Source organism: Microbacterium sp. C-MGS6, from assembly GCF_058140415.1.
Genome location: NZ_CM176934.1, coordinates 1,324,782 through 1,339,593 on the forward strand (window position 1 = coordinate 1,324,782; position 14,812 = coordinate 1,339,593).

Here is a 14,812-nt window from a genome sequence, read left to right on the forward strand (position 1 = left end):
GGAGAGCCGACCCCCTGCGCTCGGCGCGTCTGGCTAGACTGGCCGCGATGAAGGTACTGATCACCGGCGGGGCCGGCTACATCGGATCGACCGTGGCGACGGCGTGCATCGAGGCCGGGATCGAGGTCGTGGTGCTCGACGATCTGTCCACCGGGCTGGCGGCCTTCGGGGAGGGACGCCACCTCTACGTCGGCGACATCGCCGACGCCGCCGTCCTCGACCGGCTGCTGAGCGAGCACCCCGACATCGACGCGGTCGTGCACTGCGCCGCGCGCATCGTCGTGCCGGAGTCCGTGGCCGATCCGCTCGGCTACTACGACAGCAACGTCGGCAAGACGATCACGCTCCTCCGGCGCCTCCGCGATGCGGGCATCCCGCGCATCGTGTTCAGCTCCTCCGCCTCGATCTACGCGGGGGAGACGGGCGACGGGGTCGACGAGAGCGGGCGTCTCGCTCCCTCGAGCCCCTATGCGACCACGAAGGCCATGGTCGAGCAGATCCTCTCCGATGCCGCCGCCGCCGGGGACTTCCGGGCCATCGCGCTCCGCTACTTCAACCCGATCGGTGCCGACCCGAAGCTCCGGACCGGATTGCAGAACCCCACGCCGTCGCACGCGCTCGGCAAGATCATGCAGGCGCGCGCGGCCGGTGAGCCTTTCACGATCACCGGCACGGACTGGGCCACCCGTGACGGGTCGGGCCTGCGGGACTACATCCACGTCTGGGATCTCGCGCTCGCACACGTCGCGGCGGTGACCCGTTTCGACGACGTCGCGACGCCGGAGCAGCCGTATCAGGTGATCAACCTCGGCACCGGAGACGGTGTCACGGTCCGGGAACTCGTGCAGGCGTTCGAGCGCGTGACCGGGGCACCGCTGCCTGTGGTCGAGACCGATCGCCGGCCCGGCGACCAGGCCGGGGCCTTCGCGATCGTGGATCGGGCGCGCGAGGTGCTGGGGTGGCGTGCGGAGCGCTCCGTAGACGACGGCGTGCGCGACGCGCTCGCCTGGGCGGAGAAGCTCCCCACCGTCCGCTGACCGCCCGCCGAGCTCACTCCTGTGGGCGCAGGGTGGGAATGGTTCCCGTGTGCGCCGCGTCGATGTTCTCGCGCCACGACCGGGACTGACCGGCGCGCAGGGCGCACAGCGCGAGCATGAACCACCCGGCGCCGACGAGGGTGAAGCTCTCGAACATCGAGTCCACCGCGAGGGTCACGAGCGTGATCGGGGTCCAGGCGTAGACGACCGAGCGGCGGACGCTCGCGACCAGCCAGGAGCGGATCAACGCGATCCCACCGAGCAGCAGGAACAGCACCAGCCCCGCCGCGCCGAGCTGCAGCAGCACGTCGAAGAAGGCGTTCAGCGCGCTCTGGTGCCGGTCGTCGAGCTGGAAGTTGATGAACGTGAAGGGGTACTCGCCTCGAGCCCAGTCGCCGAACCACCCCCACCCGGTGATGGGCTTCACGGCGACGAAGTCGAGGATCATGTTCCACAGCTCGGCCCGCATGGAGAAGTCGGAGCCGGCGTCGAGCAGCGCGATGATCTGGTGACGCAGGGCGAACGCGACGGTGAGGGCGAGAGCGACCAGGACCCCCAGCGCCCATTGCACCAGGTTCCGACGCGCCGGAGCGGTGTGGCGGACGATGGTGAGCGCGACGGTCACGATCCCCACGGCGACCGCCAGCACGAGCACCGTCGGTGAGGACGACAGGAAGGCCAGGCCGCCGGCCAGGGCGACGGAGACCACGGCGAGCGGGGGGTCGACGGACTGGGTGCGCCACTCGATGACGAACGTGATCAGGGCGAGCACCGCGATGAAGCCGAGCATGTTGCGGCTGCCGAACAGCCCCTGGACCGGACCGCCGGCGGCGAGGTTGCCCTGGATGTCCAGGAACGCGAACGGGAGGTCGAGGAGCACCCCGGAGAGGATCTCCACGCCGAGGGAGACGCCGAGGAGCACGCGCAGGGTGTCGCCGAGTGCGCGGACGGTCTGGAGCGTGTCGCGGATGTGCCCGATGGTGATGGCCAGGAACGCGTACCCGAAGAGCGACAGCCAGCCCAGCACGGTGTCGGAGCGGTCGGTCGTCCACACCAGGCTCACGAGCGCCCACGCGAGGAACGCCAGCAGGGAGGAGGGCGCGATGCGCAGCGGGGACAGCTCCTCCCTGCGCACCCAGAGGATCGCGGCTCCCAGGAGGCACAGGGCGGTGATGACGGTGGCGAGGGTGACCGGCGACGTCATCCGTCCGATGGCGAACGAGCCGAACACGGCGGTCAGTGCCGCGAGCGTGAAGGCCCTGGCCATCTCGGCCGAGCCGAGGAGACGGGCGAGCGGATGCACCGTCACGGCACCCGCCGCGTCGCCGTGCCGCGCTCGAAGACGAGGTCGCGCTCGCCGACGCCCACCAGCGGCACCGACTTGAGCTTGAACGACAGCAGCACCAGGAGCAGCCAGCCCCACAGCATGATCGGCGTGGACTCGGTGAGCCCCTGCACCAGGAGGACGACGGTGTACAGGCTCGGCAGCAGGGTCAGCGGGGAGTACGGGCGGTGGGCATCCAGGTCCCACCGCGGGCGATCGACGGCGAAGAACCAGGATCGCCACAGCAGGCTGCCGTACGCCACGGCCATCAGCACGAGTCCGAGGACGCCGAGCTGCAGCAGCACGTCCAGCCACATGTTGTGGGCGTGGAACACGGTGATCCCGTGGTCGACGATCCAGCCGTCGAAGGCAGGGTCCGTGGGGACCCACGGGCTGGAGAAGCCGTTGCCGATGACCGGGTGCTCCCCGACGCGTTCCAGGACCGCCGCCCAGATCTTGTTCGAGCGGCCGGTGAGATCGGCGCTGCGGCCGAGGAGACCGAGGAGGGGCTCGCGCAGCAGCCACACGGCGAGGGCGAGGACGGCGGTGGACCCGATCGCGACGACGTAGATCCGGGTGCGGGCGGTCGGCGACGCTGCACGGCGCATCAGCAGGGCGACGACGAGGACCACGGCGGCTGCACCGGCGCACGCGAGCGCGGTCGCGGACGCGGTGCGGAAGAGGAAGTACGCCGCGAGGATCATCCACAGCGCGAGTGTCGTCCGCCAGCGGGCCCTCGCCGCGAACAGCACGCCGAACGTGATCAGCGCGAACAGCGAGACGATGCCGAGCAGATTCGCGTTGCCGAGGATGCCCTGGATGCGTCCCCCGTCGAACAGGTTGTCGCGGACCCAGTACCACTGGGGATCGATCTTCCCGGCGGGGATGTCCGCGAAGTTCGGCAGGAGAGGGCCGTGCAGGACCAACGACACCCACAGCTCGAGTGCGAGGGAGAGCCCGAGGACCCACTTGAAGGCGGACGACAGGGCGCGCACGATCTCGTGCCAGGTGAGCACGTGCGCGATGAACAGGCCGTTCACCGTGACGGCGGCCAGGAGCATGCCCGTGGCGACGGTGGGAACCCGCCACTGGGACCAGGCGACGGAGAGGAGGGCGAGCGCGGTGTAGCCGACGGCCGCCCAGGGGAGCCGGCGCCAGCGGAAGGGTTGCGGGCGGTTCCTCGCGAGCATCGGGACGCCGATCGCGAGGGTGGCCGCGCTGAAGAGCGCGAGCACGATCGCGGCGCCGATCTCGCCGAGCAGGTTGTACACCGCCGAGTGCGCGAACGCCACGAAGAGGACGGCGATGACGTATCCGCGCAGCAGGAGGTGCCCCGTGGACTCGCGCTCGGGCGCGGTGGGCAGGGCTGCCACCGGGTGCTTGGTGTACTGGGCCATCGCGACTCAGGCTACCGCGACGTGCCCGGATCCGACCTGTCCGTCGCACCGGGCTCTACGCTGGGGGCATGCTGCGCAGCCTCACCAACGTGCCCCGCGACTATGCCTGGGGATCGCCGTCCCTCCTCGCCGAGCTCGAAGGCCGCACCCCGACGGGTGCGCCGGAGGCCGAGGTCTGGTTCGGCGACCACCCGGGAGATCCCGCCGACCTCGCGGACGGGGGGACGTTGGACACGGTGACGGGCGGCACGCTGCCGTACCTGCTCAAGCTCCTCGCCGCCGCGCGGCCGTTGTCGATCCAGGTGCACCCGACCAGGGAACAGGCCCAGGACGGCTGGGCCAGGGAGAGCGCGCTGCCGCTGGACGACCCGCGGCGGAACTACCGCGACGCCAACCACAAGCCGGAGCTCATCGTCGCCCTGAGCGACCGCTTCGAGTCGCTCAGCGGCCTGCGTCCGATCGCCGACACGCTGCGCCTGCTCGAGGCCCTCGAGGACGGTCCGGGGGTGCGGTCCCTGCGGGAACGGCTCTCGGGTGAGGGCGATCCGCTCGGCGACGCGATCGGGTGGCTGCTCGGTGGAGGAGCGCAGGAGGAGGTCGCGGAGATCATCGGCGCCGTCGTCGTCGCCGCCGCCGGCGCCGCAGGGGAGGAGTTCCCGGCCCTGCGTGCGGTGGCCGCGATCGCCGAGAGCTCGCCGGGTGATCCCGGGGTCGTCGTCGCCCTGCTCATGAACCACCTCGTGCTGCGCCGCGGCGAGGGCGTCTTCCTTCGGGCGGGGCTGCTGCACGCCTATCTCTCCGGCCTCGGTGTCGAGATCATGGCCGCGAGCGACAACGTGCTCCGGGGCGGTCTGACCCCCAAGCGCATCGATGTGCCCGAACTGCTCGCCGTGCTGGACACCACGCCCGGCGAGGTCCCGGTCCTGCGGCCCGCGGGCGACGAAGCCGTGACGACGTACCCGGTGCCCGTGCCCGACTTCGCCCTCCGACGGGTCAGGATCGACGACACGGCGGTCACCCTGGACGTGTCCGGCCCGACCATGGTGCTGGCGACAGCCGGCTCCGTCCGGGTGACGGCGGAGTCGGGAGCGGAAGTCTCCGTCCCGATCGGCACGGTGGCGTTCGCCGACGCCGACGAGCGCTCCCTCACGCTGTCCGGGGCGGGCGAGGTCTTCGTCGCGACCCCCGGCCGCTGAGGGGTCGAGCGCAGGCGCGCGACACGCCGGTGGAAGCTCATGAACCTTCAAGAAACGCTTGAGGGTTTACGATCCGCGACTTGACCCGAGCGAATGACACGGGTGTAATTAGGTGAGCACGGCCCGCCAGGGGGGCGGTTTCTGAAGGGTTGGAGGTCGAGATGACGGGTTACCGTTCCGATGTGCCGGAGAACTGGTTCGTCGATCCGGTCAACCTCGGTGTTCCCGGGGTCCGCCGGTCCGACCCGGACGACGACAACGCCCTTGCCTGGCAGAGCGACGCGCTCTGCTCCCAGACCGACCCCGAGGCCTTCTTCCCGGAGAAGGGCGGCTCCACGCGGGATGCCAAGCGCATCTGCACGGCGTGCGACGTGCGTGGCGAGTGCCTCGAATACGCGCTGGCCAACGATGAGCGCTTCGGCATCTGGGGCGGGCTCTCCGAGCGCGAGCGGCGCAAGCTCAAGCGCCGCGCCAGCTGACGCCTCCACGGCGCGGCTTCGTGGGCGCGCCGGGAGCGGTGCGCTTCCTGGACTGACGCCCCGCATAGGCTGACCACGTCATGCCAGCCCGAGTTCATGCCCTCATCGTCGCGCGCCCCGGCCCCTCCGCCCGCGCCCAGCTCCTCCGCACGCTCGACGCCGTCCGTTCCCAGACGCTCCCGCCCGCGGCCGTCACGCTGATCATCTGCGGCGACGCCACCACAGCACGGGAGAGCGACGCCGTCGCCGCCACCGTCGAGGGCATCATCGAGGCGCGGTCGTCGACCTCGTTCGCCGAGGCCCTCGAGCTGGCGCGTCCACGCGTCCTCGACGGATCGGCGATCTGGATCCTCGCGCAGGACACCGCGCCGCACCCGCGGGCGCTGGAACGGCTCACGGGCATGTTGGAGCGTTCCCCGTCCGCGGCGATCGTCGCTCCGAAGCTCGTGGCCACCGACAACGAGCGCGAGATCGTCTCCCTCGGCGTGAGCATGACCACCTTCGGCCGCTCGGTCGAGCTGGCCGCCGGGGAGCTGGACCAGGGACAGCACGACCGGATGGACGACGCCCTCGGGGCGGACATCCGCGGCCTGCTCATCCGCGGCGAGGTGCGCGACGCGCTGCGGCCGGACCCCGCCCTCGGCGGTGCCGACGAGGGCCTCGACCTCGGCGTCCGCGCGCGGCTCGGAGGCGGGCGTGTGGTCCTCGCCCCGGCTGCGAGGGTCTCCGCGGCCCCGGATGGTCCGGCGGCGCTACCGGCAGGACGAGCCCGGAGGGCATTCGTCACCCGTCTCGCCCAGCTCCATCGGCGCCTCGCCTATGCGCCCGCGGCCGCCGTGCCGCTGCACTGGCTGACCTTCCTGCCGCTCGCGCTGTGGCGTTCCCTCACCCATCTCATCGGCAAGCGGCCCGAGGCGGTGTTCCCGGAGTGGGGCGCGGCTCTCCTCGCGATGATCCGCTTCGGCGCCGTGGCGCGATCGCGCGCCCGTATCCGCTCGTTCCGATCCTCCACCTGGGCGAGCATCGCCCCGTTGCGGGTCACCCCCGCGCAGCTGCGGCGCCGGCTCGACGACGGTCATGGCAGCGAACACGGTGCCGTCAGCGAGCTCCGCTTCTTCTCCGGGGGTGGGGCCTGGGCGGTGCTGGCCGCGCTCGTCGTGAGCATCGCCTCCTTCACCAGCCTCCTCGCCTGGCCGGCGCTGGGGGGCGGGGGCCTCCTGCCCCTGCGCGAGACCGTCGCCGCGCTGTGGCAGGACGCGGCGTGGGGGATGCGCGGGCTCGGCATCGACCTCGTCGGCCCTGCGGACCCGTTCGCCGCGATCGTCGCGGTGCTGGGCTCGCTGTGGCCCGGGGCGCCGTCCTTCGCGATGGTGCTGCTGTGGATCCTCGCACTGCCGCTCGCCGTCCTCGGGGGATGGTTCGCCGCGACCCGCGTCACCGACCGAGCCGGCCTGCGCATCTTCGCCGGCATCGCGTGGGCGCTCGCGCCGACGTTCCTCACCGCACTCGTGGACGGTCGGCCTTCCGCCGTGCTCGTCCACCTGCTGCTCCCGTGGCTGTTCCACTCGGCGGTGGTCGCCCACCGTTCCTGGGGCGCGGCCGGAAGCGCGTCCCTGCTCCTGGCGGCGGCCGTCGCCTGCGCGCCGGTCCTCGCTCCGGCGCTCGCGGTGCTGTGGGTCGTGGCTCTGGGGATCGTGCTGGGAACGGCGCAGTTCCGCGGGGCCGGCCGCCTGCTCTGGCTCCCGCTGCCGACCGCGGCGCTGTTCGCTCCTCTGATCTTCTGGCAGCTCGCCCACGGCACGGCCCTCGGTCTGCTCGCCGATCCCGGACGGACGTGGCTCGGGCCGCAGGCGGCCGCCGACGCCGCCGGTCGCCTGGCGATCGCCGGTGGCTTCCCCACGAGCGATCTGGCAGGGTGGGCGACCGTCCTTCCCGGCACCTGGGCGGCGCTGCTGTGCGCGCCGCTCGCGCTGCTCGCACTGGGATCCGCCGTCTCGCCCCGGTGGCGTGCGGGGATCACCCTGCTGGTCGTCGCGCTCAGCGGACTCGCCACGGCGTTCCTCGCCGTCGGTGTCAGCGTCGCCTCCGCAGGAGCGACCGCTGTCCCGCTCTGGCCGGGCACCGGTCTGAGCCTCGCCTGGATCGGCGTCGTCGGCGCGGCGACGATCACGCTGGACACGGCGCTCACGCTTCCCCGACTGCGCGTGGCCGCCACGGGACTGGCCGCCCTCGCGCTGGTGGTGTGCGCGGTCCCCGCCCTCACCGCGTTCCACGGCGACCGTTCCGCGCTGACCAACGGCCCCGAATCCACGCTGCCCGCCTACGTGCGTGCGCAGGCGGCCGGGGACCGTCCGATCTCCACTCTCATCCTCACGCCGCAGAACGACGGCGGTCTCGCCGTCGAGGTGGTGCGCGGCGCGAGCGAGACCCTGGGAGCGCAGACGACGATGCTCTCCACGGCGGTCGAACCCCAGGGGACGGACCTCGCCGTCCTCGCCGTCGATCTCATCTCCGCCCGCGACTTCGACGCGCCGGCGCAGCTCCTGGCGCAGGGGATCAGCTACGTCCTCCTCGCCGAGGTGCCGGGCGAAGGCGATCGCGCACGCACCCTGCGCACGGCCTCCGTCGCCGCGATCGACCAGCGGGCGGGCCTCGTGCAGGCCGGTTCGACGGACCGCGGGGTCCTCTGGCGCCTCGAGGGCGAGCCGGCGGAGCCGGCAGCGCTGAGCGCGACGCAGGAGGGGACCGCCAGGGTCGTCGTGACGCTGCAGCTCCTCGTCGTGCTCGCCGCGCTGCTCCTGTCCATCCCGACGCGCGCGTCGCGTCGGGCCGCCAGAGCGCAGTCGAGGATCGTCGGCAGGGCGCCGGAGGAACCTCTGGTCCTGCCACGCCACGCGGAGGACTCGGTGCCGGACGCGGCCGTCGTGCCGCCGGTCGGTACCGTCGAGGACCCGCAGGACGAACCCGCCCTCGCCGACGAGGCACTCGCCCCGATCGCCGACGCCGAACCCGCTGACGACGGTGCAGACCCCCGCCCGACGGCGGACGGCGAGGAGGACCGGCCGGATGTCTCGTCCGCCGACCACCAGGGAAGCACCAGCTCCGAGGAGGACCACCGATGACGGGCACTCGCGCGTTCCGCGTCGCTGCGACCAGCGCACGGGTCGTCACCGGCGTCGTGGTCGCCGCCGCCTGTGTGCTGGGCGTCGCGACCGCCGTGCACGCCCCCTGGCCGACCGTCACGCACGAGCCGGCGCAGGAGCGGGTGACCCCGCTCCCCGGAGACAGCGTCCTGGTGTGCGCCGGCGACTTCCGCGCGCTCGGTCGCAACACGGCCGCGCCGTCGGAGATGCGCCGGGCGGCGACTCCCGAGCTCACAGCGGGAGGCACGAACGGCGTCCCGTCGCAGACGGGGCTCGCGGTGCCTGACCTCGTGGACGGGCAGGAGGTGCCGGTGCTCACCGGAGCCGTCGAGGGGCGGTCAGCACCGCTCATCGCCGGCGCCGAGTCGTCGACTCTCGCCGCGGAGGACCTCGCCGGCTTCGCCGCCTCTCCCTGCGGAGTGCCTCGGCTCGAGTCGTGGCTCGTCGGCGGGTCCGTGGGCACCGGAGCCGAGGACGTCGTCCTCCTCGCGAACACAGCCGACGTCCCCGCGACCGTGACGCTCGCGGTCTACGGAACGGCCCGCGGCGGACGGACGGTCATCGTCCCGCCGCGCACGCAGACGGCACTGCCGCTGACGTCCATCGCCGCGGGCAACGACGTCCCCGTCGTCAAGGTGAGTGCGGTCGGAGCGCCCGTCCGCGCCGTTCTGCAGTCGGCGCTGATGCAGGTGCTCGACCCGGTCGGGGCCGACCAGCAGGAAGCGGTGTCGGGCCCGCAGCAGCACGTCGTGCTCCCCGGCGTGCAGGCCTTCGCGGCAGCAGGGGACCAGGGCGACATGACGGTGCTGCGTCTGCTCGCGCCCGGAGCGGACGCGCTCGCCGAGGTCCGTGTGACCGCCGAGGGGGGTGGTGCCGGTCTGGACGCGTTCACGGTGCCGCTCACCGCCGACGAGCCCGCGCAGGTCTCGCTCAGCGGTCTCGAGCCGGGGACCTACACCGTGGAGATCGAGGCCGATGCCCCCGTCGTCGCCGGGGTGCGGCAGCAGGACGGCTTCGGAGCGGACTCCGATTTCGCGTGGGTCACCCCCGCACCGGAGATCGACGCGGAGGTCGCCTTCGCCGTGCCGTCCGGTCCGTCCCCGCGGCTGCAGCTGGCCAACACGTCCGATGAGGAGACCACCGTCTCCCTCTCGACCATCGACGGGGGCTCGCCGCAGGAGATCGTCATCCCGGCGGGGGAGACCCGTGGCCTCGACGTCGCAGCGGACACGACCTACGTGCTCCGTCCGGAGGGAGAGGTGCACGCCGCCGTCGCGATGACGGCGCCCGGCGCCCTCGCCGTGCTTCCGGTCCCGCCGTCGCCGGGGGTCGAGGCGTCGATCACCGTCTACCCCTGACGGGCGGGGTCAGCGGTCGTGGCCGAGATCCCACGGCTCCCGGCCGACGTACTCCGCCGCCGCACGGAAGACGGCACTCTCGATCGCCATCCGTCGATGCGCGGCGTCGTCGTGTCCCGGCGGGAGCAGCCGCTCGATCGGGATCCGGAAGAGGACGATCCTCCGCTGATCGCGGTCGAGGTGCCAACGCGGCACCTCGCCGTCGGCGTCGTACGTCGGCAGCGCACCGATCTCGAATCGGACGTCCTGGAGTTCCGGCCACGTCCCGCGCAGGAACTCGACCGCTGTGCCCACGGTGAGGTCGAAGCGATCGATGCGGCCGTCCAGCGGGGCAAGCGGCGGCTTCACGACTTCGCTGCGTCCGAGACGACCGTGCCGGCCGTGCCTGGCACCGCGGCGAGCGGCGGCGGCGGGGACGGAACGGCGACGGGGCATGCCGAAAAGTCTAGGCGCTGTGGCGGCTCCCGGCGCGGCAGCCCCGCCGCCGCCGGGGGGCGCCGTACGCTGACGGAGATGGACGGACGACTGTGCTCGAAGGTCGGCTGCGCGCGCGAGGCCGTGGCCACCCTCACGTATGACTATGGCGATCAGATGGCCGCGCTCGGGCCGCTCGGTGCGGCGAACGATCCGCAGGCGCACGACCTCTGTGCGCCGCATGCGGACCGCCTCTCCGTCCCTGCGGGATGGCTGGTCGTCCGCCACGAGGCCCTGCGCGCCTGACCGACGCGACCGGCGAGGTGGTCAGGCGCCCAGACGGCGACCCGTCAGTCGCTCCGCACGTCGATCCGCGTTGTCCAGCGCGCGGCGTTCGCGCTCGCGCCGGAGGACGGTGACACCGACCAGCACGAGCTCGGGCGGCGCCGCCGGTACGGGGGAGAGGAAGGGTGCGGCCTCGGCGAGCAGGTCGCGGGCCACGCGTTCCCGAGCAGCCGGGAGCATGCGCGGGGCGCTCACGAGGAATTGGGAGATGCGGCGGGCGAGCCGATCAGGAAGCCGCGCCACGTCGGCGACCTGCGCCCATGCCGTCAGCGCCGGAGGCAGCGTCGGCGCGAGCGTGACCAGCTGCGGGGTGCGCACCCGCTGGCTGTACGTGCCGGCGACCAGGTCGCCGAGGCGCTGGGAACGCGCCGTGAAGGCCCCGACCAGGACGGCGAGGCCGCCGAAGGTGAGATAGATCTCGAGGACGCCGAGCAGGGCGCGGATGAACGCGTGGCGGAACCCGGCCGCTCCGCCGTCCATCCGTACGATCCTGCCGCCGACGGCGAGCTTTCCGAGGCTGCGTCCCTTCAGCGCCACCTCCATCGTGATCGGCAGGATCACGAAGCTGATGACGAGGGAGGCCACGAGGGCGATGCGGTCGGTTGCGGTGTCGAGCACGCCGATGTCGAGAAGCCAGATGCGCAGGAAGATCGACCCGACGAAGACGGCGTAGCCCAGCAGCATGTCGATGACGGCCCCGGCCGCCCGGAGGAGGAACCCCACCGGCTGGACGTCGATCGCGACCGCCTCGCCGGAGAGCACCTCGTCGGAGACGTCGATCTGCGCGGACATGAGTACAGTAAATCAGGTGGATGCCGATGCCCTCACCGATGCGCGCCGGTCCGAATGGGAACGGCTGGACACCCTCAGCCGTGCCCGCCTGGACGGTGCCGGTGTCGACGAGCTCATCGTGCGCTACCGTGCCGCATCGGCCGACCTCGCGGAACTGAAGACGTCGGTCGGGGAGTCCCCGCAGGGCGCCTACCTCTCCACGATCCTCGTGCGTGCGCGGCTCCGGCTCACGGGGGCCGCGGACAGCATCCTCACCCAGACGTCGCGGTTCTTCCGCCTCCAGCTCCCCGCGGCGCTCTACCGCCTGCGTCGGACGACCCTGGTCATCGCGCTCGCCTTCGTGGCGGTCGCCGTCGGCACGGCCGCGTGGATCGCCGGTGACCCGGCGCTCGTCGCCACGCTCGGTCCACCGGACGCCTTGGAGCAGTACGCCGACGAGAGCTTCACCGGCTACTACACCGAGAACCCCGCAGCGGTGTTCATGGGGATGGTCTGGACGAACAATGCCTGGATAGCGATGCAGTGCGTGCTGTTCGGGGTGACCGGCATCTGGCCCGTCTACATGCTCGTGCAGAACGCCATGGGGCTGGGCACGTCGGGGGCGGTCATGGCGATCCACGACAAGGCCGACCTCATGGTCCTGTACATCCTTCCCCACGGCATGCTGGAGATGACGTGCATCTTCGTCGCCGCGGCCGCCGGCCTGCACATGTTCTGGGCCTGGGTCGCGCCGGGCCACCGCACCCGCGGCGAGGCGCTCGCGGAGGAGGGCAGGGCGCTGGCCACCGTCGCCCTCGGGCTCGTGTTCGCGCTCTTCCTCTCCGGGCTGGTCGAGGGGTTCGTCACCGGATGGGCACTGCCCTGGCCGGTCAAGATCGGCATCGGTGCCGCGGCCCTCGCGGTCTTCCTCATCTACATGCTCGTGATCGGCAGGCGCGCCTATCGCCGCGGCGAGACCGGTGACCTCGTCGAGTACGAGTCCGGCACGCCGCGGCTCGTGGCGGGCTGAGGCACGGCGACCGCCGTCAGAGCCGCCCCGCCGCCTTGAGCTCGAGGTAGCGGTCGGCGATCCGCGGCGGGAGGTCCTCGGGGTCCGCCGCGATGGCTTCGCCACCGGCGCGGCGGATCGCGTCCGCGACGTTCTCGGCGTCCCGGAGCGTGCGCTCGGCGGCGGCGGCGAGATAGACGTCCTCCCGGGACTCCCGCGCGCGGGTGAGGGCGGCGATGCCGTCGTCCGTCACCGATCCGACCAACACCGTCATGGCCCGTGAGGCGTCGGGGAAGGCACCGAGGAAGCCCCGTGCCGACTCGGCGGCGTCCTGCGCCGTGAGCACGACGAGAAGAGAGGGACGCGTGGTCAGCGTCCGCACCGCCGCGAAGGCCCCATGCCAATCGGTGTCGACGAGGCGGGCGTGCACCGGAGCCATGGCGTCGGTGAGAGCCGGCAGGAGCGCCGCGCCGTCCACCCCGGTCACCCGTGCCCTGGTCACCCTGTCGTGCATGAGCAGGTGCACGTGGTCGCCTGCCCGTGCCGCGAGCGCGGAGAGCAGGAGCGCGGCCTCCAGCGCCGCATCGAGTCGTGTGCCGTCGCCCACCCGGGCTGCGGCCGTGCGCCCGGTGTCGACGATGAGGACCACATGCCGGTCGCGCTCGGGGCGCCAGGTGCGCAGCATCGTCGTCCCCGCTCGTGCCGTCGCCCGCCAGTCGATGGAGCGGACGTCGTCCCCTCGCACATACTCGCGCAGGGAGTCGAACTCGGTGCCCTGTCCCCGGACCTGGATGCTGGTGTTCCCATCGAGCTCCCGCAGCCGCGCCAGCCGCGAAGGCAGATGCTTGCGCGAGGAGAAGGCGGGCAGCACACGGATCGCGCCACGGACGGGGTGCAGTGCCTGTCGGCCGGCGAGCCCCAGGGGACCGCGGGAACGAAGCACGACGAAGGCGCTGACGAGCTCGCCACGGCGTCTCGGGCGGAGGGGGATGTCCACGCGCCGCCGTTCCCCGGGCGGAATGCGCAGGTGCTGCCGTTCCGACGGCGCTCCCGCGGTGGGCTGCCACGCGTCGCGGAGCAGGACGTCGAGCGTCCGCGTCCCCCGGTTCTGCACCGCCACGCTGACCGGCACCTGCTCGCCGAGCCGGGCGCGCGACGGGACGCGACGGGTGACGGTCGCCGCGCGCGGGTCGCCGGCCAGGAGGACGTCGACGGCCACGAGGAGGAGGCACAGCCCGATCCACCCGCCCAGCACCGCATACGGCGGAAACCCCGCCAGCCCGGTGAGGACCAGCGGCACGATGCCGACGGCGAGGGCGACGGCGAGACGGCCCGAGACGAACACCTAGATCGGCACCCGGGTCTGCTGGACCACCGATGTCAGCACGGCGTCCGCGGACACGCCCTCCATCTGCGCGTCAGGACGGAGCTGGAGACGATGCCGCCAGACCGGGACGAGCATCGTCTGCACGTGGTCCGGCGTCACGGCGGTGGAGGCGTTGAGCCAGGCCCAGGCCTTGGCCGCGGCGAGCAGTCCCGTCGAGGCGCGGGGGCTCGCCCCGAGCTCGACGGAGGGGGAGTGGCGGGTCGCGCGGGCCAGGTCGACCACGTAGCCGAGCACGTCGTCGGTCACCTCGACCCGGGCGGCGGCCCGCTGGGCGGCGCGGATCTCGTCGGCGCCGATCACGGCCTCCACACCCGTGAGCTCGCGCGGCGAGAAGCCCTGGGCATGGCGCCGGAGCACGGACACCTCGGCGTCGCGTTCCGGCATGCCGACGACGAGCTTCATCAGGAAGCGGTCGAGTTGGGCTTCGGGCAGAGAGTAGGTCCCCTCGTGCTCGACGGGGTTCTGCGTCGCGGCGACGAGGAACGGGTCGGGCAGCGCGCGGCTCACGCCGTCCGCGGAGACCTGACGCTCCTCCATCGCCTCCAGGAGCGCCGCCTGGGTCTTCGGGGGCGTGCGGTTGATCTCGTCCGCAAGCAGGATGTGCGTGAACACGGGGCCCGCGCGGAAGTCGAACTCCCCGGTCCTGGCGTCGTAGACGAGGGACCCCGTGACGTCGCCGGGCATCAGGTCGGGCGTGAACTGGACGCGTTTGGTGTCGAGCCCGAGAGCCCGGGCGAACGACCGCACGACCAGGGTCTTCGCCACGCCGGGAACACCCTCCAGCAGCACATGGCCGCGCGCCAGGAGCGACACGAGCAGGCCGGTGACCGTGCCGGCCTGGCCGACCACCGCCTTGTCGACCTCGGTGCGGACGCGGTGCATGGCCTGGCGCAGCGCGGCGTCGTCGGCGGGACTGTTCTCGTCGGTCACGGGGTCTCCTCGGCTTCGGTCG

13 protein-coding genes are annotated in these 14,812 nt (G+C 72.6%); 7 read left to right on the forward strand and 6 right to left on the reverse strand.

What is annotated here, in order from left to right:
* Positions 1-47 precede the first annotated feature (47 nt).
* The gene (gene galE, locus AC3B5L_RS06340; RefSeq protein WP_187663717.1) at positions 48-1,037 is read left to right on the forward strand and encodes a UDP-glucose 4-epimerase GalE; all 990 of its coding nucleotides are present in this window, start codon (positions 48-50) and stop codon (positions 1,035-1,037) included.
* Between the two features lie 13 nt (positions 1,038-1,050).
* Here the strand turns inward: galE and AC3B5L_RS06345 are convergent, their stop codons facing one another.
* Together AC3B5L_RS06345 and AC3B5L_RS06350 are read right to left on the reverse strand one after the other, a co-directional pair.
* A complete protein-coding gene (locus AC3B5L_RS06345) occupies positions 1,051-2,346 on the reverse strand; it encodes an O-antigen ligase family protein (protein WP_259953211.1) in 1,296 nt (431 codons plus the stop codon).
* Positions 2,343-3,758 (reverse strand): O-antigen ligase family protein, encoded by a 1,416-nt coding sequence (locus tag AC3B5L_RS06350; protein WP_259953212.1) that lies wholly within the window; start codon positions 3,756-3,758, stop codon positions 2,343-2,345. Before AC3B5L_RS06350 ends, AC3B5L_RS06345 begins: the two co-directional genes overlap by 4 nt.
* Before the next feature lie 68 nt (positions 3,759-3,826).
* On the opposite strand from AC3B5L_RS06350, the gene manA reads away from it, so the two are divergent.
* The 4 genes from manA (at position 3,827) to AC3B5L_RS06370 (ending at position 9,934) form a co-directional block, all read left to right on the forward strand.
* A complete protein-coding gene (gene manA, locus AC3B5L_RS06355; RefSeq protein WP_259953216.1) occupies positions 3,827-4,954 on the forward strand; it encodes a mannose-6-phosphate isomerase, class I in 1,128 nt (375 codons plus the stop codon).
* Between the two features lie 161 nt (positions 4,955-5,115).
* A complete protein-coding gene (locus AC3B5L_RS06360) occupies positions 5,116-5,433 on the forward strand; it encodes a WhiB family transcriptional regulator (protein ID WP_149084934.1) in 318 nt (105 codons plus the stop codon).
* An 80-nt stretch (positions 5,434-5,513) separates the two neighbouring features.
* Positions 5,514-8,555: a glycosyltransferase gene (locus AC3B5L_RS06365; RefSeq protein ID WP_490096315.1), complete on the forward strand. Its 3,042-nt coding sequence runs from the start codon at positions 5,514-5,516 to the stop codon at positions 8,553-8,555.
* Positions 8,552-9,934: a DUF5719 family protein gene (locus tag AC3B5L_RS06370; protein WP_259953224.1), complete on the forward strand. Its 1,383-nt coding sequence runs from the start codon at positions 8,552-8,554 to the stop codon at positions 9,932-9,934. The genes AC3B5L_RS06365 and AC3B5L_RS06370 overlap by 4 nt, the downstream gene beginning before the upstream one ends.
* A 9-nt stretch (positions 9,935-9,943) precedes the next feature.
* On the opposite strand, the gene AC3B5L_RS06375 is transcribed toward AC3B5L_RS06370, so the two are convergent.
* Positions 9,944-10,369, reverse strand: coding sequence for a hypothetical protein (locus AC3B5L_RS06375; RefSeq protein WP_259953229.1), 426 nt, complete (start codon positions 10,367-10,369; stop codon positions 9,944-9,946).
* A 78-nt stretch (positions 10,370-10,447) separates the two neighbouring features.
* Here AC3B5L_RS06375 and AC3B5L_RS06380 point away from each other — a divergent pair, with 78 nt between their 5' ends.
* Positions 10,448-10,654 (forward strand): DUF3499 family protein, encoded by a 207-nt coding sequence (locus tag AC3B5L_RS06380; protein WP_025103036.1) that lies wholly within the window; start codon positions 10,448-10,450, stop codon positions 10,652-10,654.
* A gap of 21 nt (positions 10,655-10,675) precedes the next feature.
* Here the strand turns inward: AC3B5L_RS06380 and AC3B5L_RS06385 are convergent, their stop codons facing one another.
* Positions 10,676-11,485 (reverse strand): RDD family protein, encoded by an 810-nt coding sequence (locus tag AC3B5L_RS06385; protein ID WP_259953233.1) that lies wholly within the window; start codon positions 11,483-11,485, stop codon positions 10,676-10,678.
* A 16-nt stretch (positions 11,486-11,501) separates the two neighbouring features.
* Here AC3B5L_RS06385 and AC3B5L_RS06390 point away from each other — a divergent pair, with 16 nt between their 5' ends.
* On the forward strand, positions 11,502-12,494 hold the full coding sequence (locus tag AC3B5L_RS06390) for a stage II sporulation protein M (RefSeq protein WP_259953234.1): 993 nt from the start codon (positions 11,502-11,504) through the stop codon (positions 12,492-12,494).
* Positions 12,495-12,510: 16 nt separating this feature from the next.
* Here AC3B5L_RS06390 and AC3B5L_RS06395 read toward each other — a convergent pair whose 3' ends face one another.
* Positions 12,511-13,818: a DUF58 domain-containing protein gene (locus tag AC3B5L_RS06395; RefSeq protein WP_259953235.1), complete on the reverse strand. Its 1,308-nt coding sequence runs from the start codon at positions 13,816-13,818 to the stop codon at positions 12,511-12,513.
* Positions 13,819-14,742 (reverse strand): AAA family ATPase, encoded by a 924-nt coding sequence (locus AC3B5L_RS06400; protein WP_259953275.1) that lies wholly within the window; start codon positions 14,740-14,742, stop codon positions 13,819-13,821. It abuts the gene before it with no gap.
* Between the last annotated feature and the right edge of the window lie 70 nt (positions 14,743-14,812).

Excerpts from the sequence above, each read along its gene's own strand:
- AC3B5L_RS06350 (WP_259953212.1), bottom strand. The coding sequence starts at position 3,758 with ATGGCCCAGTACACCAAGCACCCGGTGGCAGCCCTGCCCACCGCGCCC.
- AC3B5L_RS06375 (WP_259953229.1), bottom strand. The coding sequence starts at position 10,369 with ATGCCCCGTCGCCGTTCCGTCCCCGCCGCCGCCGCTCGCCGCGGTGCC.
- galE (WP_187663717.1), top strand. The coding sequence starts at position 48 with ATGAAGGTACTGATCACCGGCGGGGCCGGCTACATCGGATCGACCGTG.
- AC3B5L_RS06365 (WP_490096315.1), top strand. The coding sequence starts at position 5,514 with ATGCCAGCCCGAGTTCATGCCCTCATCGTCGCGCGCCCCGGCCCCTCC.
- manA (WP_259953216.1), top strand. The coding sequence starts at position 3,827 with ATGCTGCGCAGCCTCACCAACGTGCCCCGCGACTATGCCTGGGGATCG.
- AC3B5L_RS06380 (WP_025103036.1), top strand. The coding sequence starts at position 10,448 with ATGGACGGACGACTGTGCTCGAAGGTCGGCTGCGCGCGCGAGGCCGTG.
- AC3B5L_RS06400 (WP_259953275.1), bottom strand. The coding sequence starts at position 14,742 with ATGCACCGCGTCCGCACCGAGGTCGACAAGGCGGTGGTCGGCCAGGCC.
- AC3B5L_RS06360 (WP_149084934.1), top strand. The coding sequence starts at position 5,116 with ATGACGGGTTACCGTTCCGATGTGCCGGAGAACTGGTTCGTCGATCCG.
- AC3B5L_RS06385 (WP_259953233.1), bottom strand. The coding sequence starts at position 11,485 with ATGTCCGCGCAGATCGACGTCTCCGACGAGGTGCTCTCCGGCGAGGCG.
- AC3B5L_RS06370 (WP_259953224.1), top strand. The coding sequence starts at position 8,552 with ATGACGGGCACTCGCGCGTTCCGCGTCGCTGCGACCAGCGCACGGGTC.